At 71.0% G+C, this 17,776-nt stretch carries 19 protein-coding genes; 13 read left to right on the top strand and 6 right to left on the bottom strand.

Annotated elements, in window-relative coordinates:
• Positions 1–214 precede the first annotated feature (214 nt).
• Together IPK71_06080 and IPK71_06085 are read left to right on the top strand one after the other, a co-directional pair.
• Positions 215–904 (top strand): alpha/beta hydrolase, encoded by a 690-nt coding sequence (locus IPK71_06080; GenBank protein MBK8213304.1) that lies wholly within the window; start codon positions 215–217, stop codon positions 902–904.
• Between the two features lie 54 nt (positions 905–958).
• Positions 959–1,942, top strand: a complete 984-nt coding sequence (locus IPK71_06085) for a hypothetical protein (protein ID MBK8213305.1) — start codon at positions 959–961, stop codon at positions 1,940–1,942.
• Here IPK71_06085 and IPK71_06090 read toward each other — a convergent pair.
• Positions 1,939–2,184 (bottom strand): hypothetical protein, encoded by a 246-nt coding sequence (locus IPK71_06090; GenBank protein MBK8213306.1) that lies wholly within the window; start codon positions 2,182–2,184, stop codon positions 1,939–1,941. The genes IPK71_06085 and IPK71_06090 overlap by 4 nt on opposite strands.
• A 314-nt stretch (positions 2,185–2,498) precedes the next feature.
• On the opposite strand from IPK71_06090, the gene IPK71_06095 reads away from it, so the two are divergent.
• Both IPK71_06095 and IPK71_06100 read left to right on the top strand, forming a co-directional pair.
• On the top strand, positions 2,499–2,906 hold the full coding sequence (locus IPK71_06095) for a zf-TFIIB domain-containing protein (GenBank protein MBK8213307.1): 408 nt from the start codon (positions 2,499–2,501) through the stop codon (positions 2,904–2,906).
• Positions 2,907–2,965: 59 nt separating this feature from the next.
• A complete protein-coding gene (locus IPK71_06100; GenBank protein MBK8213308.1) occupies positions 2,966–4,486 on the top strand; it encodes a VWA domain-containing protein in 1,521 nt (506 codons plus the stop codon).
• Here IPK71_06100 and IPK71_06105 read toward each other — a convergent pair.
• Together IPK71_06105 and IPK71_06110 are read right to left on the bottom strand one after the other, a co-directional pair.
• Positions 4,474–5,220 (bottom strand): hypothetical protein, encoded by a 747-nt coding sequence (locus IPK71_06105; protein ID MBK8213309.1) that lies wholly within the window; start codon positions 5,218–5,220, stop codon positions 4,474–4,476. The genes IPK71_06100 and IPK71_06105 overlap by 13 nt on opposite strands.
• 231 nt (positions 5,221–5,451) lie before the next feature.
• Positions 5,452–6,687, bottom strand: a complete 1,236-nt coding sequence (locus IPK71_06110; GenBank protein MBK8213310.1) for a hypothetical protein — start codon at positions 6,685–6,687, stop codon at positions 5,452–5,454.
• Positions 6,688–6,884: 197 nt separating this feature from the next.
• Here IPK71_06110 and IPK71_06115 point away from each other — a divergent pair, with 197 nt between their 5' ends.
• The 4 genes from IPK71_06115 to IPK71_06130 all read left to right on the top strand — a co-directional run bounded on the left by IPK71_06115 (position 6,885) and on the right by IPK71_06130 (position 9,995).
• A complete protein-coding gene (locus tag IPK71_06115; protein ID MBK8213311.1) occupies positions 6,885–7,454 on the top strand; it encodes a zinc-ribbon domain-containing protein in 570 nt (189 codons plus the stop codon).
• A 79-nt stretch (positions 7,455–7,533) separates the two neighbouring features.
• Positions 7,534–8,172, top strand: coding sequence for a pyridoxamine 5'-phosphate oxidase family protein (locus IPK71_06120; protein ID MBK8213312.1), 639 nt, complete (start codon positions 7,534–7,536; stop codon positions 8,170–8,172).
• Positions 8,173–8,264: 92 nt separating this feature from the next.
• Entirely contained in the window at positions 8,265–8,966 is a 702-nt protein-coding gene (locus tag IPK71_06125; protein ID MBK8213313.1) for an enoyl-CoA hydratase/isomerase family protein, read from the top strand.
• A 189-nt stretch (positions 8,967–9,155) separates the two neighbouring features.
• Complete coding sequence (locus IPK71_06130; GenBank protein ID MBK8213314.1) at positions 9,156–9,995, top strand: NADAR family protein; 840 nt, start codon at positions 9,156–9,158, stop codon at positions 9,993–9,995.
• A 221-nt stretch (positions 9,996–10,216) separates the two neighbouring features.
• Here the strand turns inward: IPK71_06130 and IPK71_06135 are convergent, their stop codons facing one another.
• Positions 10,217–10,789 carry a GNAT family N-acetyltransferase gene (locus IPK71_06135; protein ID MBK8213315.1) on the bottom strand — a complete coding sequence of 191 codons (573 nt, stop codon included), beginning with the start codon at positions 10,787–10,789 and terminating at the stop codon, positions 10,217–10,219.
• Between the two features lie 209 nt (positions 10,790–10,998).
• On the opposite strand from IPK71_06135, the gene IPK71_06140 reads away from it, so the two are divergent.
• Complete coding sequence (locus tag IPK71_06140; protein ID MBK8213316.1) at positions 10,999–12,066, top strand: hypothetical protein; 1,068 nt, start codon at positions 10,999–11,001, stop codon at positions 12,064–12,066.
• A 35-nt stretch (positions 12,067–12,101) separates the two neighbouring features.
• Here IPK71_06140 and IPK71_06145 read toward each other — a convergent pair whose 3' ends face one another.
• Positions 12,102–13,181: a YcaQ family DNA glycosylase gene (locus tag IPK71_06145; protein ID MBK8213317.1), complete on the bottom strand. Its 1,080-nt coding sequence runs from the start codon at positions 13,179–13,181 to the stop codon at positions 12,102–12,104.
• Between the two features lie 313 nt (positions 13,182–13,494).
• Here IPK71_06145 and IPK71_06150 point away from each other — a divergent pair, with 313 nt between their 5' ends.
• Complete coding sequence (locus tag IPK71_06150) at positions 13,495–13,977, top strand: hypothetical protein (protein ID MBK8213318.1); 483 nt, start codon at positions 13,495–13,497, stop codon at positions 13,975–13,977.
• 83 nt (positions 13,978–14,060) lie between these two features.
• On the opposite strand, the gene IPK71_06155 is transcribed toward IPK71_06150, so the two are convergent.
• Positions 14,061–14,804, bottom strand: a complete 744-nt coding sequence (locus tag IPK71_06155; protein MBK8213319.1) for a hypothetical protein — start codon at positions 14,802–14,804, stop codon at positions 14,061–14,063.
• A gap of 329 nt (positions 14,805–15,133) precedes the next feature.
• Between IPK71_06155 and IPK71_06160 the strand changes: the two genes are divergently transcribed.
• The 3 genes from IPK71_06160 (at position 15,134) to IPK71_06170 (ending at position 17,744) form a co-directional block, all read left to right on the top strand.
• On the top strand, positions 15,134–16,288 hold the full coding sequence (locus IPK71_06160) for a sensor histidine kinase (GenBank protein MBK8213320.1): 1,155 nt from the start codon (positions 15,134–15,136) through the stop codon (positions 16,286–16,288).
• A complete protein-coding gene (locus IPK71_06165) occupies positions 16,285–16,941 on the top strand; it encodes a response regulator transcription factor (GenBank protein ID MBK8213321.1) in 657 nt (218 codons plus the stop codon). Before IPK71_06160 ends, IPK71_06165 begins: the two co-directional genes overlap by 4 nt.
• Before the next feature lie 110 nt (positions 16,942–17,051).
• The gene (locus IPK71_06170) at positions 17,052–17,744 is read left to right on the top strand and encodes a DUF2306 domain-containing protein (protein ID MBK8213322.1); all 693 of its coding nucleotides are present in this window, start codon (positions 17,052–17,054) and stop codon (positions 17,742–17,744) included.
• The last annotated feature ends 32 nt before the right edge of the window (positions 17,745–17,776 follow it).

Here is a 17,776-nt window from a genome sequence, read left to right on the forward strand (position 1 = left end):
TTGGCGGAACCTCTGCGCTTCGCGAACCTCTGCGGCAGCGTGCCCGGGGGACCTCCGACGTGGATGACCCTTTGGTAGCCGCGTAGAGGTTCGTCGGGGACGGCGCCGACTCCAGGGAGTACTTGGGGAGGTCCACCATCGTGAGGCAGGGCTTCGCGGCGGAAGGACTTCGCGGCGGTTGACGCCGTGGGGCGCGCTCGACGATGGTCGTTCCATGCTCACCGTGGAGACGCTCACCGACTCGGACGGCCCGTTCGACGTCACCGTGGCCGCGGGCCCGAGCGACGTTCCCGTGGTGCTCTTTGCCGTGGGCGGCGGAGGCGATCCCAAGCGCCACGCGCCGCTGCTCGAAGCGCTCGCGGCGAAGGGTCACGCGGTCGTCGCGCCACATTTCACGAGGATCGGGCCCGCGGTCGAAGAGGCCCATCTGCTCGTCCGCGCCCGCCGGCTCACGCAGGCGCTCGATGCCTTCGTGCCCGGCGCGCGACGCGCCGTCGGGATCGGACACTCGATCGGAGCGACGACGCTGCTCGCCTTGGCAGGCGCGACACCCTGGCTCGGCCCCGGTCGCCCTGTGCCGATCGCCCCCGCGTCGAGGCTCTCCAAGCTCGCGCTCCTCGCGCCGACCACGGGATTTTTCAGAGCGCCCGGCGCGCTCCAAGGCGTCGCGGTGCCGCTCTACGTCCACGCAGGCTCGGCCGACGCGATAACGCCGCCCTCGCACGCCGAGCTCCTGCGTGACACGCTTTCGGATCGTGTGGGCGTCGAGCTCCACGTGACGTCCGGCGCCGGTCACTTCTCGTTCATGCACGCGCCGCCTCCGGGCACGACCGAGCCGCTCGCGGACCGCGACGCGTTCCTCGGCGGGCTGGTACGAGATCTCCAAGCGTTCGCCGCCTCGTGACGGCGCGTGGAGCTGGCCGTAGAACGAAAGGAGCGCCTCGAGCGTTCGAACGGCATGCCCTCCTGGTCCCTCGCTCCCCTCGTGTTGGCGGCCCTCGTCCTCGGGGCGTGCGCGGTGAAGCGTCCCGAGCGCGCCGAGGTCGTGCTCGGGGCGCCGGCGAAGGGTACGGCGCTCGTCGTCGCCGCCGCACCCCCGAAGGCGAAACCGAACGAGGCCCAGGCGTGTTTTCCGCCGGGTAGCCGCGATCTGCACCTCACGGCGGCGTGGCTCGAGCGAGGCCGCGCGCACTACTGCCTCGAGCCGGACTCCGACGAGGGGGAGACCGATCCGGCGATGCGGTCGTGCTGGAGCACTGGCCCGGAAGGGGACCTTCGCCGCGAGGTGCACCGGATCGTGCCTTCGCCGCGCCTGCCGACGGAGCCCTTTCGTCGCGAGAGCGCCGACGGAAAGCTCACCTTTCGCCTCGAGGGAGGTCTTCTCTCGCCGAAGAAGGCCGTGGGGGTGCTCGAGCAGAAGAGCCCTCGAAAGGTGCTGAAGCGCGCGCCCATCGACTACGACGAGCACCTCGCGTTCGACGGGTTCGTCGGGAGCGCCATCGTCCTCCGAACTTGGGTGGACGAAGGGCCGGGCTGCACACTCACCCTCGTGGACCCGAGGAAGGCGTGGCCCTCGGGCCTGAACCTCGACGCCGGCACGCACCTCGGGAGCTGTTATGGCGGCACGCACCTCCTCCGCACTCGCGCGGACGAGGTCGCCGTGCTCGACGCGGGCGGCTCGGGGCTCGTGTTCGTGAACGAGGCGGATCTCACGACGACCGAGCTCGATCTGGAGCGCCAGGCCGGGCCCGAGATGGGCACACCCTTCGTGGGCTTCCGAGAGGGTCAGACGCTCACTCTTGTGTATGGTGCACCCATCGCGGGGGACGTCGTTCGCGTCGATCTGGGCGAAAAGCGCGTGACGAGCACCCATTCGCCGAGCCTGTGCGAGCCCGCAGAGAAGGCCGAGCCTCCCGCGGGCGAACCCGAGGTCGACTTCTAGAGACCCGGGGAGCCGTACGACGCGTTCGTGGCGCCGACGTTCACGTGGTGCTGGAGGGCGATGTAGCCTTTGGCGCCCGCGGCTCCGACGGCGGCGGTGACCCCGAGGACGATGGCCACGCGCGAGAGCGTCTTGGTGGTGCGACGTTCGGCCTCGAGCGGAGTCTTGTCCCCGCAGAACGGGCAAGCGGCTTCGGACACGTGGCGGTGGCGGCTACATGTGGGGCAAACAGCGAGGCTCACCCCCTCACGATAGCTGTCGCCCATGCGCTCGCAAGCGAGGGCGCGCGGGGTCGGTGCACGCTCTCTCGTCGGTGGGGTGCACCGACGCCGTGGGGCCGAACAGCGGTCGCGCCTTCGACGACGAACGTCGTGTGGAGGTCTTCGTGGACTACGGTCATGTCCTGCGAGGCGAGCGCGTCGCGATGAGCAGGAACGTGCCTTGGCGCGTGGCCCGGAGGCCCTGGCGAGGGGCTTCTCGGGACCGAGCGGGAGCCGAGTGGCGCACGAGAGCCCGAAGCTACCGTCGCGGGAGCTTTCGAGGATAAGCTCCGGTCATGTGGACCTGTCCGGCCTGCCGTGGAGAGCTCGTGCGTGCTCATCCCGTTCATGGCGTGTACGCGTGCGGCGCGTGCCGCGGCATGTGGACCGACCACGCCGCCAGCTTGGCGCTGCGCGCAGCCGACGCGGATCCGGCCTTTTCCCAGATCGCCCGCCAGCTCGACGAGGGGGCGCGGGGCTCGGCGCCATCGGGGAGCGCGAGGTCGTGCCCGGAGTGCGGGGCCGCGCTCGCCCCCACGAAGCTCTTCGGGGTGGACCTCGACTACTGCCAAGCGCACGGGACGTTCTTCGATCGAGGTGAGGTCGCGAAGCTCCAGGAGGCGGGGGTGGACGGGAAGGGCAAGGCCCTCTCGGCCGGGGCGATCGCCCTGGGAGTGCTCGAGATCCTGTCGTTTTTCGGCTGATCTCGGCGCATTTTCGAGAAAAGAGATCCTCCGCGGGCCTCGTGCGTACGAGGCTCCCCATGCGCACTTTCGCTCGCGGGCTCTTCGTCTCCTCCCTCTTGCTCGGGCTCGCCGCGTGCTCGCCGCCGGCCAAGGCGCCGGAGCCGACGATCGCGAAAGAGCCGGTTCCGGTCGCGTGTGATCCCGCGAAGCCACCGGTGAGCGCGCCCGCGACCCCTTCCACGACCACGGCCAGCGCCGTGGAGGTCTCGCGCGCCCCTCGCATCGACGTGACCACCGCGACCACCCCGAACCTCGCGAGGGCCGAGAAGGAGACCGAGGTCACCGTCCGCGTGCGCGTGCGCGGCCTCCCCCTCGCCCAGACCCAGCGCCCCCCGCTCGACCTCGCCCTCGTCGTGGACACTTCGGGCTCGATGGATGGTGTCGCGATCGAGAAGGCCCGAGAGGCGGTGGGCCGGCTCGTCGACCTGCTCGCCGAGGGAGACGTCGTCTCGATCGTGACCTTCGGCTCGCACCCCAAGGTGGTGGTCCCCACGACGAAGATCGACAAAGAGACGCGGCCTGGCGCCAAGGCTGCCATCGCGCAAATCAAGGCCGAGGGGACGACGGACATGGCCGGCGGCCTCGCGACGGGCCTCGCGCAGCTCCGCGGGTCGTGTGCTCCGCCGAACGCGATCCACCGCCTCGTGCTCGTCGGTGACGGCGTACCGAACGACAGCGCGCCGGTGCTCCAGATCGCCGATCAGGCGAAGGCCGCGCACGTCCCGATCACGACGCTCGGCCTCGGCAACGACTTCGACGAGACGCTCATGGTGGCCGTCGCTCAGCGCTCGTCGGCGACGTTCCACTTCGTGGAGGACGGCGCCGGGGTGGCGGCGGTCTTCGAGAAGGAGCTCACGCGGATGGAGCGCGTGGTGGCGCGCGGCACGCAGCTCGAGATCGTCGGAGGCCCGGGCGTCACCATCCGAGAAATCGTCGGCTTCGGGGCCGTCTCGGGCTCGCGCGTGGCGCACCTCCCGTTGGGCGATCTGGCGGAAGGTCAGGTGCGCGACGTGTTCGTGAGGGCCACCGTGAAGGGCATCAAAGACGGCCGCAACGCCGAGCTGCTCGACGCCAACGTGTCGTACTCGGCGCCCGAGCTCGGGGCCATGACGGCCTCGTCCTTCGCGAAAATGCCCATGTCCGCCGACGAGGGGCGCCTGAAGGACGCGAGCGTGAGGGAGATCGAGCACGGGTCGACCACCGTCCGGGTCGCCGACGGGATCGTGAAGGCCGTGGCGCTGGCCCGCGCCGGGGATCTCGCGGGCGCGCGGAAGATCCTCGACGCGGCCCAGAAGCTCGCGAAAGAGGGCGAGACGAAGTTCGGGGACAAGGCCCTCGGAGAGAAGGTCGCCGAGATGGCGAAGCTCCGAAAGACCTTGCCCTCGCTCCTTCCTCAGGTCGACGACACGATGCGCAGCGGCATGGGGGGTGGGATGGGTCGGCCGATGGCGCCGAGGCCCGTCGCGGCGAGCCCCGCCGACGCGATGAGCCTGCGGGCCTCGCACGGTGAGGCGATGAAGCAGCTTCAGGGCCTCTGAGCCTTCGCCGCCGCCACGCGCTCCGCTTCACGTAGCAGCTCGCGGAGGCGCTTTTTGTCGGGGATGTACGCCTCCACGGCCACGTGGCCCCAGCCCCACGGAGTCTCCCCCGCGTGGTGCTTCGCTCGGTACGCGGGCGAGGCCAAGCGGAGCTTCGTGAAGGCGCACGTGCGTTCCCTCGGGTTCGGGAGCTCGTAGGAGAGAGGCTCCGTCGCCACGTACACGAAGGCCTCGCCGCGGCGCACGAGCCATCGCCCGTCGGCGAGGGGGCGATGATCGCGCGAGGCCCGCTGCTGCCTCGCGAGCTCACGGAGCAGCCCCGTGCGTGGGCACACGTAGAGGACGCTGCGCCGCCGCCGGTAGAGCCCGAGGGCCGTCCCCTGCGCGGTGAAGAGCCTGCCATCGTGTTCGATCACGTGGAGCTCGACGAAGTCGTCGACGTGGTCGCGCACGTGCTGCTTCACGGCGTTGTTCGGAGAGAGGTGCTCCGAGAGCTCGGAGTACACCCGGTCCCAGGGCCTACCGACCTGCTGGCCGAGCCATCGACGGAGCGGCGCGAGGTTCTCGGCCAGCCATTTGGTCCGGTATCTCGTGCCGTAGGGCTCGACGAGGGCAGAGCCGTCGAGGGCCCCCGCGCTCATTTTCGCGCGGGGGTACGAAGGAGCCTTTCGCCCGTGGCGGCCGCGGTAACCCCGAGGTCGCTCGAGCAAGAGCTCGAACATGTCTGAGCGCATGACGTCACTCCACGCACGCGCGCGGGGCCGCCCTTGGGCAGCAGGCGCGCGTGCTTGCACACGTGCACACCTCTCCACGGCGTGACTCGGCCAACGGGAGCCACGGGAGAGACGTTCAAAAATGAGGTGCGGGGAGGATGGCCACCGAGGGCGGCCGCATGGGAGTCTCGCTTCGACGAGGGCCTGGGGCGAAGATTCAACCCTTGGACGAGATTCGTCCGCGGCCGTGTGTCAGCCGGCGCGCCTGCGACGGACGAGGCCGGCGGCGAGGGCGAGGCCGAGCGCTACGAGTGGAAACCGGAGGGCGCTCGTGCCTCGATCCGGGGCGCCGCTGGCCGCGCACGCGTTCGTCGGGCCGTACTGAACGCTGCCTGGTCCCGTGCTCGCTGGCGGGGTGAGGAGGGCCGTCGTCACCTCGCCGCCGCGCCGGACCTCGAAGGTGCGGAGGTTCGTCCGACGTTCGAGAGCGCCGAAGAGGCACGCGCGCTCGTTGCAGGCGCCGGTCATCGGGCCCTCGACGCCGAGGTCCGTGAGGTTTGCGCCGACGGCGGGCGCGCCGGCCGTGGCGCGCTCGAGCGCGTTCCACGAGGTGTCCGTGAGGCGCGCGTTCTCGTACCGGAGGACGTGGACGTCGGGTCCACCCGCGGAGAAGGCGTCGGCCACGAGCCCGACGGTCCCGGCCGGGAGCTCCCGCGCCGGGCCGACGGTGCCGTCGACGTCGAGCCGCACGACCTGCGTGGGCTCCGTGAGCGGACTTTTGGAACGAGCGACGAGCAGCGCACCGCCGGACGTCGCGACGACCTCGAGGGCGCGGCCCGTGGCGGCGATGGCGACGCGTGTCGGTGCGGCTCCGGAGGGCCTCCCATCGCTCGTGAGGTACTCCACACGGGCGCCGCTGCGGGTCGGATAGACGAGCACGACTCGATCGCCCAGCCGTCCGAGCACGGCCTCACCGGTCGCCTCGGGGGTGTCGAACGCGCCGCGGGGCCCGTCCACGTCTCCGACCTGCACGTTGCCCGTGAGGCTCATCGCGATGACCGTGCGCGCGCCGAACGTGAGCGCCAGTGCTCCACGCGCGCCCCACGCGGACTCGCGACGGTCACGAGCCCCCCACGAGGGCGGCGCGCCAACGTCGGCGAAGAAGGTCGTGACCGCCCCGTCGGCGCTGGCGTACGCGAGCTGCAAATCGCCGCCCGGGCTTCTGGCGAGGACGACCTTCGTCGCCGAGCCGGGCGGGCTCGTGATGCCTGGCGCGCCGTCCGTTCGCTCGCGCCCGGTGGCGAGGGAGTAGGTCGCGCCCGCCGAGGTGGTGAGCGCCACGAAGAACGCGTCGGGGCTCGCGCGCTCGATGGCGAACGAGCCGATCGTCTCGCCGCGATCGTCTCGGACAGGGGAGTCGGCGGAGGCCGGGGAGGCCGCGAGCGCGGCGAGCGAGAAGGCGAGGAGAGAGACGCGAACGGAGCGCATACCGGCCACGTTTGCACCCTCCGTGCCCGCTGGGGCTCTTCCGAAATGTCCCGTGGTATTCGTGGTTTACGGCGAACGTCGGCGACGTGGAGGGGGCATGTGCCATGCGTGGCACACGCGCGTGGGCGGCGCTCGTCGTGCCCCACTCCGGAGCGTCGAGACGTTGTCGCCGGGGAGATCGCGGCTCAGAGTGCCCCATGGCGAAGCGGAAGCGGGCGAGCGACCTCGTGCCCCACCCACGGTACGGCGCGGAGTCGGTGGCGTCGGGCGAGGGGCTCTCCGAGGCGACGGTGCGTGCGTCGTACTGGGGCTACCACGACGCGGTGCTCTACCCCGAGTCGGCGATCGTCGCCGATTGGAGGCGCCAGAATTTCTCGACGTTCCCGCGAGGCACGTACGTCGATCTGCGCGAGCGCTGCCGTGACTGTGGTCGAGAGTTCCTCTTCTTCGCGCGCGAGCAGAAGCACTGGTACGAAGAGCTCGGGTTCTACGTCGACGCGCGCTGCGTCCGCTGCCCCGCGTGCCGCAAGACCGAGGGGACGCTCCGGCGCCGCTTCACGCGCTACGCCGAGGCCGTGGCCAAGCGTGAGCTCGACGACGCCGAGCTCCTGACCGCGCTGGGAGACGCGCTCTTCGTGTGGGAGGCGGGGCTCCTCCGCGACGCGGGCAAGCTCCGGCGCTGGAAGAACCTCGCCGTGCGCAGGCTCCCTGCGGCCAAGGTCACGGCGCAGCTCGTCGCGACGGTCGCCTCGCTGCCCAGCGCGTGAGCCCTCGACGCCGTCGGCAGGAGCGCGCTCGGCCTTGCCGGTGGGTTGCACACTCCGAGGCGCGCGCGATACTCGCCTCATGGCGCACAGGCTCACGTCCCACACGGTCGACACGGAAGAGGCGCTGGTCGCCCTGCTCGGCGAGCCCACGAAGCTCGTCCTCGCCAAGCTCTCCGATCGGCTGAACCCGCTCACGCGCCCCTTCATCGAGCGCTCCCCGTTCGTCTGCGTGGCCACGAGCGACGCCGAAGGTCGGTGCGACGTGAGCCCCCGAGGCGATCCGCCGGGCTTCGTGAAGATCCTCGACGACGTGACCCTGCTCTTGCCCGAGCGCCCCGGCAACCGCATCGCCGATACGCTCAAGAACCTGCTCCAGCGGCCGCGCGTGGGGCTCCTCTTTTTCGTCCCCGGCGTCGGGGACAGCTTCCGCGTGAACGGCCGCGCGACCCTCACCACCGACGAAGCCATGCTTGCCCCGTGCGAGGTCGAGGGCAAAGTCCCGAAGCTCGGCATCATCGTCGACATCGAGGAGGCCTATACGCAGTGCTCGAAGGCGTTCCTCCGCTCGTCGCTCTGGGATCCGTCGCGCCACGTCGACCGCTCGGAGCTCGCCACGAACGGGAGCATCTTGCGGGCGATCCACGGCGAAGGCTTCGACGCCGAGGGGTACGACCGCGAGCGCGCCGCCCGCTACGCGCGCCGTGAAGGCTTCTACTGACCGTGGGGTGGCGCCTGCTACCCTCGCCATACGGAGCGATCGGAGCGTAGCCACGAGCCGGGCCCCCGCGAGGCTCCGAGAAACGAAGGACGATGATCTACGAGCTTACGATTGCGGGCGCGGGGCGAAACGCCCTCGGGACCGACGTGATGAACGAGTGCCTCCGAAAGATCGGGGAGGCGGCGGGCCGCCCGCTCCTGCTCACGGGGGAGGGGCCGGCCTTCTCGGCGGGGCTGAACCTGAAGGAGGTCGCGGCCCTCGATCGCGCGGGCGCCGAGCGGTTCCTGGAGGTGCTCGATCGTCTTGTAGGTGCGCTCTACACGTATCCGGGGCCGACCGTCGCCTGGGTGAACGGGCACGCCATCGCGGGCGGGTGCGTGCTCGCGCTCGCGTGCGACTACCGCGTGGCCGCGCCCGACCCGAGCTGCCTCGTGGGGTTGAACGAGGTGGCGCTCGGACTGCAGTTTCCACCGCGCATCCTCGACCTCGTGCGCCGTCGTGTTCCCTCGCAGCACCTCGAGACCGTGGTGCTCGGGGCCGGGCTCTTCGCTCCGGTCGAGGCCCTTCGGCTCGGGCTGCTCGATGCGGTCCGCGAAGACGCCGAGGCCCACGCGAGGGCACGCCTCGCCGAGCTCGCGGCCCATCCGCTCGAGGCGTACGCCGCCGCGAAGCACGCCATTCGCCCTCCCCTCGGTGCTACGGCGAAGGAGCTCGCCGCCTTCGACGGGACGGGCCTCGCGAGCTGGGTCTCCCCGGAGCTCAAAGCGAGGATCGCGAAGGTGCTTCGGCGCTGAGCGCGAGCGGCTGCCGCGAGCCGATGGAAAGAGGCCGACGATTCGACGTTGGCCTCTCCGCGCGGCGCGACGACGACAAAAAAAGGCCCGCTCGGTCGCGCCGGAGGGGAGGGGTGGCGGACCGAACGGGCGGTCTCTCGTGAGGGGCACGAGAGAAGAGATCGGCAGGCATCGAGCGGTTGGGGGGGGATGACCGCCCGACGCCTACCTGGCCCTCGTTATTGCGAGGCTCGTGCCACATCCGCGGCTCGAGATATCGAAGGGTTGGAGCGCCCCACGACAGCCGCGAGTTGCGAAGCTGCACGGAGGAGGATTGCAGGTTGCAGTCCCGCAACGCCGAGAGCTGCGTCGCCTGCTCCCCACGATCGTGTTCGCGGAGATCCGTTCGCTCGGAACGCGACGGGGCGCGCGCAAAAGGACCTTGACCCCATAAAGAGTCATGGTAACTCTTTCTTCGTGAATCGCGCAGACCTCATTCGCCGTACCGCTGCCGGAGAGTCGTTCAAGTGGCTCTTCTTCTGGGGGCACACCCCGAAGACCCCCGGGCGTGTCGATGCGTCCTGTCTCAGCCAGTGGTATCCGGCCTCCTTCGAGCTGGACGGTGTTCGATACGCGACTGCCGAGCACGCCATGATGGCAGAGAAGGCGCGCCTCTTCGGAGACGACGAGGCCGTCGCCCGTGTGCTCGTCGCGAAGTCGCCAGCAGAAGCGAAGGCCATCGGACGGGAGGTCCGTGGCTACGTCGATGAGGTGTGGGCAGCCAAGCGCGAAACCGCGGTACTGCGGGGAAACGTGGCCAAGTTCGACGCGAGCGACGCGCTCCGCGAGTATCTGCTGTCTACGGGCGAGCGGATCCTGGTCGAGGCCTCGCCGCGCGATACCGTATGGGGAATCGGGCTTGGTGGCGCCAACCCAGCGGCGCAGGACCCGTCACGCTGGCGAGGTCAGAACCTGCTCGGGTTCGCGCTCATGGAGGCGCGGCGCATCCTCCGCGAAAGGACAAAAAAAGACCCGCTCGATCACACCTGAGGGGAGGGGTGGCGGATCGAGCGGGCGGTCTCTCGTGAGGTCACGAGAGAAGAGATCGGCAGGCATCGAAAGGTTGGGGGGGGGAAAACCGCCCGACACCTGCCTGCCCACGGACATTGCGACGAACATGCCACCTTCGCGCGCAACAAAATCGCGGGCTTGAAGGCCGTCGAATCGGGCTCACCTTGCGATCTTGCAGGATGCTCGATTGCACCTTGCACTCACGCAAGGCCGAAATGCCGTGTCGGCAAGGTGAGATTCGCTGGCTCCAGCACGTACCGGCCGGTGGGCGCTCCGTAGAAATCGGCGTCTCCCTCGTAGCTCATGCCGATGTTCGCCGCGACGCGGAGCGACGCGGTGTTGCCTGGGTCGATGTGTGCGTAGACACGCGAGGCGCCGAGGTGCTGGAACGCGTAGGCCGCGGCGGCGTGTGCCGCTTCCGTCGCGATGCCCTGCCCCCAGTGAGCGCGCACCACGGTCCATCCGAGCTCCACGTCGTCGGGCGCCGTCTCACGGAAGAAGGCGCCCACCGTGCCCACGAAGGTCTCCGTCGCGCGGTCCTCGACGGCCCACCATCCTCCGCCCGTGAGGAGCCAAAGCCCGACGCTCGAGGTGAGCATGCGCCACGCCATGCGGCGATCCACGACGCCTCCCATGTGCGCGGTCGCGATCGGATCGGCGAAGTTTGCCGCGAACGCGTCGAGGTCGCTGGCGCGGTAGCCGCGGAGCAGGAGGCGGGGCGTCTCCACGCGAGGGACGATGGCCGCGATCTGGGCGTCGGTGGGGAGGATCATGGCGTCTCTCGAGCGTAGCGCCTCGGGCTGGGGAGAGGACCCGTGAGCGCTCGTCTACGGCCCACGACACGGAAGCGGGGGCCCGACGGGGCGCTTCGTACGTGACGATGTGGCATCGGGTGGTCGTTTCGCATCGACTCGGCCACCTGGCGGTGATTTCTGCTACCGCGCGAGGCTCGGATCGTCCGCGTCTCGCCGGGAGCGTGATCATGAGCGAGATGTGGGTCGCCACTTCGGGGCCGTTCCCCGGCATCGGGTGGCTCCGCGACACCCTCGGAGCCGTCGTAGGAGAGGAGATCGCGTGCGAGGGGGTGACGATCGCAGAGGCGGATCGGACCACGATCTCGGCCGTGCGCGCGAGGCTTCGCCGGACGAGCTCCACGTTCGAGGTGGGCACCGTCGTCGTGCTGTCGTCCCCCGACGCGGAGGCCGTCCTCGCGCTCGGAGAGCGATGGATCTCCCTCGCCGGCGGTGCCCTCCTCGCCGGCGAGGGCGAAATCCTCGCGAAGCGTGCCGCCCCGAAGCGCGGCGCCGCATCCAAGCGGTCCCCTAGGGTGAGGTCGCTCGATCTCTCGATCCCTGACGCGGTCCTCGCGGGGTTCGCCGCCGAGAAGGCCGACACGGAGCTCCATCCTCGGCGTGAGCCGCGCGTGTCGTCCGCCGCGCTCGCCTCGGCCCTCCCGGAGCCCCGGCCGGCCGTCGGGCACTCGCGGTTCGTCCCGTGGGAAACGACGACGCTGGGCTCGGTCACCCTTCGTCGTCGCGCCGCGCACTTCTCGCTCGAGCTCCCGTACGCCGACCTCTCGCATGGGCACGGGCCCGAGGTGGACGAGGCGACGTGGACGAGCGTGCTCCAGTTTCTATGCGGGCTCGCGCGCGCGACGGACGGAGTTCTCGTACGGTCCCGTGGGCTGCCAGACGAGCGTCGGGTCGATTTCTCGCCCGAGCTGCCGCTCCCCGCGAGCCTCACCCCGCCCGTGGTCGCCTCGCCGCCGCCTGCTGGCTACGGAGCCATTCTTCCTCGGATCATCACGGCCGGGACGGGGCGCATGATCGTCACGGGCCATCGCGTCCGCATCTCGTGGAGGGTCGGAGAGCGCGCCGGAGAGGACGTGGTCGAGGTCGGGCCGCCGCTCCTCGAGCCCCTCAACGGCACGAAGGTGGGAGCCAAGATCGTCCTCACCGTGATCTCCCCGCGCAACCTCGGAGCGGGTGTTCCCCCCTGCCCGGACGCACCGAGCGTCGACCTGGAGCTCGAGCTCCTCGCCATCGTCTGACCGGGCCCACGAGGCCGTACCGGCCTCGCGACGCTCTACGCGAGACCGAGGAACACGCGCACGCGCTCGAGCTCGTCGTCGAGGGCGCTCCGGAATGCGGCACCGCGCGGACGCGCACCGACGAAGCCGACGTCGGGCACGAGCCGGCCTCCATCGACCGAGAGGTTCACCCACCCCACCACGTGCTCGTGCCACAGAAGGGGGAGCGCATAGTGCCCGCGCAGCCGCTTCTTTGCGGGGGTGTAGGCCTCGAAGCGGTACGCCCAGCCCCAGAAGCGCTCGAAGCGCGCGCGATCCCACACCACGGGATCGAACGGTGCGAGCAGCCACACCCGCTCTTCGACGTGGTGCTTCGCGGAGCGAGGGCGCTCGTTCGCGGGAAAATACCAGGTCGTGCCGTCGACCTCGGCGCGGGCGAGCCGCGCGCGCGCCCGTTCGAGAGCCTCCGCCCTGTGCTCCCGCCACTGCGGTACGCCCCCGCACAAGAAGCGTGCAAGCTGCACCAATGTCACGGCGGGGACGGGCGCGTACGTGCGGACGACGAGGTCGAGCAGGGTGTCGAACGCGGCGTCACGATCGTGGGCGGGCGTAGGCTCGCGGACCTCGTAGAGGCGCGTCGTGCCCTCGCGCCGGGCCACGCGCACGAGACCCCGGTAGTGCATGCCGTCCAAGAGCTCGGTGCTCGCGTTCGAGGTGCCGCCGAACCAGTTTTTGACCTTGCCGTGCGCGAAGTGTGCGTCCACCTCGCGCGGGTGCACGACACCACGTTCGCGCACGAACGCGAGGACCTCGTTCGCTTGGGCCCGGCGTTTTCGGTCCCAGGGTCGCCTCGGCTCGCGCGGGTGCATGAGCGCCTGGGTGTCGCGGTGCACGTACCCGTAGTTCACGAGGAAATCCTCCTCGATAGGCAACTTCGGATACCGCCGATCGAGATCGCCCGCGCGGTAGCCCTCGACGCGGTGGCGGAGCGTGAGGTCTTGGGCGCGGGCCGGGGCGCGGAGCGGATCGGCCTGGACGAACCCGAGGCGCGCGAGGGCGCGGGGGAGCGTCGTGGGCGCGAAGAGGCTGCGAGCGATGGCGTAGCGGCGGAGGTCGTCCAGGGTCGTCGCGGGCATGTCGGGCGATTCCGACCGTACCGGGCTTCGGCGCGGGCATCGAGCGGCGCAGCCGACGGGTCTGCTCGCCCGGCCTTCGAGCTCGCACTCGTCGGCGTGCGCGGCGGTAGGGAACGCGTGACCCGCGCCCCGACGAGGACGAGCGGGGGACCAGATGCCTCCTGTCAGCGCAAGGCGAGGCCATCCACCCCAATGGTACGAGCGTCTCGGTCGGCCGCGTGGCGAGCGAGCGCTGCTGCGACGAGGTGTCGAACGGGTACGCCGTGCGCCGGGATCGTGTGCGCCATCGGAATGCCCTGCTACCGTGAGGCGCGTGACTTCTCTTCGGGCTCCCTATGCTCTCGCCTTCGCCGTGGCGCTCTCGGCCATGGTCGCCTGTCAGGTCTCGGTAGTGAACGACCCCGACACGAGCGCGAGCGACGCGGGACCCGAGGATGCGAGCGACGCGGGCGGTTGCGTGGTCGAGAACGTGCCGGGCGATAGAGCCTGCGTCCCAGAGAAGGCGCGCGCAGGGGCACAGCTCACTATCGACGTCGCGGGGACGGGCTGCGGCACGCCGAACGCGCCGTGTGAGGTCACCGTGAGCGGCACCACCGTGCGCGTCGCGATGCGCATCCTGCACTGCCCGCCCGGTGACGCCGCGCCGATCTGCGTGATGCCGAAGGCGAAGTGCGGGCTGCCTGCGCTCGCGGCGGGGACGTACACGGTGGAGGTCGAGGGGGAGCCCACGGGCCGCCCGCCGCGCACGCTCGTCGTCACGGACGACGGGACCGCCACCTCGTGCACCCTGCCGTAGGATCTGGTCTCCTCGGGGCGACGAGGCGGGTCCTGCTCCGAGGAGCGGGAGCCCTGTCGAGAGGGATGGGCGCCCTGTCAGGCCTAGAACGTCTGGAACGTCGTCGGGATGGCGTTCGTCGTGGCGTTCAGGCCGAAGCCGACGTAGGTGGCGCGCCACATCGGGTTCGCGCTCGGGACCTCGCCGAGGCCGACCGTGAGGCAGTTCTTGCTGCCGACCAGGGTGAGCGTGCCCGTCGCGAGGTCGAGCGTCTGCGAGGAGATGCTCACGACGCCGTTGGTGCAGCGAATGTCGGCGATGCTCCCGACCGCGGCGCCCGTCGCGAGGGAGCGCATCGACGCGCGCACGAGCTTGCCCGAGACCGGGTTCGGAGGACCGCCCCACCACGAGGTCACGAGGTTCGAGACGTAGACCACGTTGGCGCCGGGGGCCGCGATGACGCGCCCGGTGTTCGAGCCAGCAGGAGAAACCGAGAGAAGCCCGTTGGTGACGAGCTGGTACGCCGGGACGCGACCCGCCGCGCACGGCAGGATGCCCATGGGGTCTTGGTCGACCTTGAGGAACATGCTCACGTACTGCTCGCGGGGGACGGGGCCCGACACCGGGCTCCACGCCTTCATCGCCGACACGATGCACCCGCTGCGGTTCAGCGTGTTGAAGAGCGTCTGCTGCGTGCCCGTAGGGGCCGTGCCCGTCCACGCGAGGTCGACGCCGTCCTCGAGGCTGGTCGGTCCGCTTTCCATGTCCGTGGTCTCCGCGGCGCAGCCGACGAAGAGGGGGAGACAGGTGACGGCGAGAAGGGCGCGGAGCGTGGACGAGTGGGACATGGGCCTCCAAGGTTCTGCCCCGACCTCCGGGGCTCGAGCGGGGTACGTGGCGCCGAGCGAAACGTCGCGAGCTCCCGCACTCTTTTTTGCGCGCGCTGCTTGGCGCCGCGCAGACCGGGCGCCCGTGTGACGCTCGATGCGCCGTCGCGCAGCTCCGGCCGTCGTGCCCCGGTCCGAAGTCGGCCATCGCCACCGTGACCGCGGCGGACCGTCGCTCCCGCGTCGGGCGAGCTCCGCACGACGCCTCGTCGTGAATCGGTGCCCGCCTCTCGGACAGAACCGTACTTTCGGCCGAGGCAGGCCGGGTTCGGCTGACGTACCTTCGCGGGGTGCCTGCGCCTGCCTTCCTCTCGTTCCTCGACGAGCCTCGCCCCGTCGCGCCGCGGGGTGTCCTTCCGAGGGATGTCGCGCTCGTGCTCGCGCTCGTCGCGGCGGTGCTGCTCGAGTCGACGTTGCGGGCGGGGATCGACCACAGGCTCGCGCACGCCGTCCACGGGGTCGCGCTCGTCCTCCCGCTGCTCGCGCGGCGCGCCCACCCGCTGCGCGCCCTAGGGTCGGCTTTTGCCCTCGCGTCGCTCGTCCCGCTCGGCACGACCCTCTCGGGCCAGGCGTGGACCGACCTGCACACGACCGCCGCTATCCTCCTCCTCCCGTACACGCTGCTCCGCTGGGGCTCGGGGAGGGAGGCGCTCGTCGGCCTCGTGGTCGTCGCCGCCCTCTACGTCGTGAGCCTCGCGGGAGGCCGGTTCCGCGACCTCGAGAGCGCGGTCGGCGCCGCCGTGGTCATGGCCTTCCCGGCCCTCCTCGGCGTGACCGTGAGGCTCCGCGCGAGCGCCCGGCTCCGTCAGCTCGACGCCGCGCGCATGGCCGAGCGGGCCGAGATCGCACGGGAGCTCCACGACAGCGTCGCGCATCACCTCTCGGCCATCGCGCTCCAAGCGCAAGGGGGCATCCTGGTCGCCGAGGCGAGGCCCGCAGACGCCGTGAAGGTGCTCCACGTCGTCGAGGACGTCGCGTCGAAGGCGCTCGACGAGCTGCGCACCATGGTCCGCGCCCTCCGCGCCGACGCCGCGCCTGCCCTCGCCCCGCAGCATACGCTCGCCGACCTCGCCGGCCTCGCCGATGGCGCGACCGACGAGCTGCAAGTCACGGTGGAGGTCTTGGCCGAGGCCTCGGACGTGCCTCGGCCCGTGCAGGCCGCCGTCTACCGCATCGCCTACGAAGGGGTGACGAACGCACGTCGGCACGCGGTCGGCGCCGCCCACGTCGACGTCATCGTGCGCGCCGCGGATCGCTCGCTCACGGTCGCGGTCGTGGACGACGGTGAGGGGCGCGCTTCGCGTGGGCGTGGTGGGCTCGGGCTCGGCCTCGTCGGGGTGGCAGAGCGCGCGGAGATGCTCGGAGGGAGGCTCGACGCAGGCCCGCTCCCTGGGCGCGGCTTCCGCGTCGAGGCTACGTTCCCGCTGCGAAAGGGCGGTCGATGACGATCCGTGTGCTCCTCGCCGACGATCAAGAGCTCGCGCGCCAGGGGCTCACGATGGTGCTGGGCTCGCGCCCTGGCGTCGAGGTCGTCGGCGCCGCGAGAGATGGCGTCGAGGCGGTCGCGCTCGCGCGGAAGCTCCGGCCCGACGTGTGCCTCTTCGACATCCGCATGCCCCGCATGGACGGCATCGCCGCGACGCGGGAGCTCGCGGGCCGGGGCGTCCGAGAGCCGATGGCCGTGGTCGTCATCACGACGTTCGATCTCGACGAGTACGTGCACGGGGCGCTCGCCGCGGGCGCCCGGGGCTTCCTCTTGAAAGACGCGGGGCCGGCGCTCCTCTTCCAGGCCATCGAGGCCGCGGCGGCGGGAGACGCGCTCATCGCGCCCAGCGTGACCGCGCGGCTCCTGGCGACGTTCGCCGCCCAGGGCAGGCGCGGGCCGGTCACGCACCCGAGCGAGCCGCTCACGGAGCGCGAAGAGGAGGTGGTGCTCGCGGTGGCGCGCGGCCTCACGAACGCCGAGATCGCCAAGGCGCTCTTCGTGAGCCTGAGCACCGTGAAGACCCACTTGGCGAGCCTCATGCGCAAGCTCGACGCCCGAAACCGCGTCGAGATCGCGATGTGGGCCTACGACACGGGCCGCGTGGAGAGGTAACGGTCTCTCGCGCCTCGGCCGAAAGGACGACCCGTTCTCGGCCGAAAGACAGGGAAAATTCAGCCTTTTTGCCGATGTCGCCCGGCGCCGTGCGCGCGCAAGGTGCGAGCATGAGCCCATCGCGCCACGCTTCCTCCGGCACGACCTCGTGGGTCGCGCCCGCGCTCCTCTTGCTCGGCGTCGTCCCGACGATCGCCGGCGCCCATCGCCTCGCCATGCTGGCGTCCGTCGTGGCGCCGAGCGAGGGCTCGGCGCGGTTCTTCGCCGCCGCCCCCATGATCGCGACGCACATCGTGAGCGCGTGCACGTTCGCGCTCGTGGGGGCGTTCCAGCTCGCCCCGTCCGTCCGCGCGCGGCACCCGAAGGCCCACGCGCTCGCGGGCTACGTGGCGGCGCCGATGGGCCTCGTGTCGGCGCTGTCGGGGCTCGCGCTGACGCTCACGTTCGCGCCGGGGCCGCACGACGGCGCGGCGCTCTTCGCGATGCGGCTGGTCGTCGGCGTGGCGATGGTGGTGGAGCTCGCGCTCGGCCTCTTCGCGCTCCGCCGGCGGCGGTACCTCGCGCATGGGGCCTGGATGCTTCGAGCGTACGCTCTCGGGCTCGGCGCGGGCACGCAGGTCCTCACGCACCTCCCGCTCTTGGTCGCCAAGGTGGAGATCACCGTGGGGAGCCGCGCGGTCGCCATGGGCGCCGGTTGGCTCGTGAACGCCCTCGTCGCCGAGTGGGTCGTTCGCACGCGACGGAGCGCCCCCACGCGAGCCTCGGCCCTCGAGACCAGGAGGGCTCCCCTCGGGGAGACATGAACGCAGGGACGCGAAACGGCCGCACCCGAGCA

The organism is Myxococcales bacterium (assembly GCA_016712525.1).
Lineage (GTDB): Bacteria > Myxococcota_A > Polyangia > Polyangiales > Polyangiaceae > JAAFHV01.

Coding starts and splice junctions, on each gene's coding strand:
- IPK71_06080 (MBK8213304.1), top strand. CDS start 215: ATGCTCACCGTGGAGACGCTCACCGACTCGGACGGCCCGTTCGACGTC.
- IPK71_06085 (MBK8213305.1), top strand. CDS start 959: ATGCCCTCCTGGTCCCTCGCTCCCCTCGTGTTGGCGGCCCTCGTCCTC.
- IPK71_06095 (MBK8213307.1), top strand. CDS start 2,499: ATGTGGACCTGTCCGGCCTGCCGTGGAGAGCTCGTGCGTGCTCATCCC.
- IPK71_06100 (MBK8213308.1), top strand. CDS start 2,966: ATGCGCACTTTCGCTCGCGGGCTCTTCGTCTCCTCCCTCTTGCTCGGG.
- IPK71_06105 (MBK8213309.1), bottom strand. CDS start 5,220: ATGCGCTCAGACATGTTCGAGCTCTTGCTCGAGCGACCTCGGGGTTAC.
- IPK71_06110 (MBK8213310.1), bottom strand. CDS start 6,687: ATGCGCTCCGTTCGCGTCTCTCTCCTCGCCTTCTCGCTCGCCGCGCTC.
- IPK71_06115 (MBK8213311.1), top strand. CDS start 6,885: ATGGCGAAGCGGAAGCGGGCGAGCGACCTCGTGCCCCACCCACGGTAC.
- IPK71_06120 (MBK8213312.1), top strand. CDS start 7,534: ATGGCGCACAGGCTCACGTCCCACACGGTCGACACGGAAGAGGCGCTG.
- IPK71_06125 (MBK8213313.1), top strand. CDS start 8,265: ATGATCTACGAGCTTACGATTGCGGGCGCGGGGCGAAACGCCCTCGGG.
- IPK71_06130 (MBK8213314.1), top strand. CDS start 9,156: ATGACCGCCCGACGCCTACCTGGCCCTCGTTATTGCGAGGCTCGTGCC.
- IPK71_06135 (MBK8213315.1), bottom strand. CDS start 10,789: ATGATCCTCCCCACCGACGCCCAGATCGCGGCCATCGTCCCTCGCGTG.
- IPK71_06140 (MBK8213316.1), top strand. CDS start 10,999: ATGAGCGAGATGTGGGTCGCCACTTCGGGGCCGTTCCCCGGCATCGGG.
- IPK71_06145 (MBK8213317.1), bottom strand. CDS start 13,181: ATGCCCGCGACGACCCTGGACGACCTCCGCCGCTACGCCATCGCTCGC.
- IPK71_06155 (MBK8213319.1), bottom strand. CDS start 14,804: ATGTCCCACTCGTCCACGCTCCGCGCCCTTCTCGCCGTCACCTGTCTC.
- IPK71_06165 (MBK8213321.1), top strand. CDS start 16,285: ATGACGATCCGTGTGCTCCTCGCCGACGATCAAGAGCTCGCGCGCCAG.
- IPK71_06170 (MBK8213322.1), top strand. CDS start 17,052: ATGAGCCCATCGCGCCACGCTTCCTCCGGCACGACCTCGTGGGTCGCG.